The organism is Streptomyces sp. 4N509B (assembly GCF_052245655.1).
Lineage (GTDB): Bacteria > Actinomycetota > Actinomycetes > Streptomycetales > Streptomycetaceae > Streptomyces.
The window spans coordinates 1-973 of sequence record NZ_JBQQBZ010000098.1; the positions used below are offsets into that span (position 1 = coordinate 1).

Sequence of the window (973 nt, forward strand, 5' to 3'; positions counted from 1 at the left end):
ACGTGCTGGTGAACCGGAACAGCGGCAAGGCGTTGGACGTGTACAACCTGGCGACGAACGACGGGGCGCGGATCACGCAGTGGTCGCGCAACGACCAGGCGCAGCAGCAGTGGCAGTTCGTCGACTCGGGCAACGGCTCCTACCGGCTGAGGTCCAGACACTCGGGCAAGGTGCTCGACGTCTACAACTTCTCGACCGCCGACGGCGCCAACATCGTGCAGTGGTCCGACAACAACACCACCAACCAGCAGTTCCGCGCCGTCATCCAGACGGACGGGTACGTCCGCCTGATCAACGTCAACAGCGGCAAGGCGCTGGAGGTGCAGGGCGCGGCGACCAACGACGGCGCCAACATCGTCCAGTACGCCGACTGGGGCGGCGCCAACCAGCAGTGGGCGCTGATGCGCGTCGGCTGAGCCGGCACGGTCCCCCTCCCCGAGCGGCGCGTCCGTCCCACGGCCGGCTTCCCGGGAGACCGTCCCGGACCCCCGGGAAGCCGGTGCACCCCGCTGCCGTCGCGGCCGCCTGGCGACGGCAGCGGGTGCCCCGGACGGGTGGACGACGACCGGAACACCGGCGAACGCAGGCGGCATCCCTCATCCGGCGGCCCCCGCGCGGACGACAGCGCGGCCGGCCCCGACCCACGAATGGAGCACTCCCATGACCAGGACGAAAGAGGTGCCCGCGGTCCCGCGGCGGACGCGGACGGCCGCACCGTCGCGCGGCTGGCTCGGGCGAAGGCGGCGGCTGGGCGCGGTGATCGTGTCCGTGGTGGTGTCCCTCCTGGCGAGCCTCACGGCCATGCTCGGCGCCACGCCCGCCGCGGCCGCGACCGTCGACACCAGTGCCTGGTACGTGCTGGTGAACCGGAACAGCGGCAAGGCGTTGGACGTGTACAACCTGGCGACGAACGACGGGGCGCGGATCACGCAGTGGTCGCGCAACGACCAGGCGCAGCAGCAGTGGCAGTTCG

Annotated in this window: 1 protein-coding gene and 1 pseudogene; both read left to right on the forward strand. The window is 71.4% G+C overall.

Annotation, left to right across the window (positions count from 1 at the left end; translation table 11 throughout):
- Positions 1–413 (forward strand): annotated as a pseudogene (locus ACTWP5_RS32080) (RICIN domain-containing protein); the annotation flags it as partial.
- Positions 414–660: 247 nt separating this feature from the next.
- On the forward strand, positions 661–973 hold a 313-nt coding region (locus ACTWP5_RS32085), incomplete at its 3' end, for an RICIN domain-containing protein (RefSeq protein ID WP_443224707.1).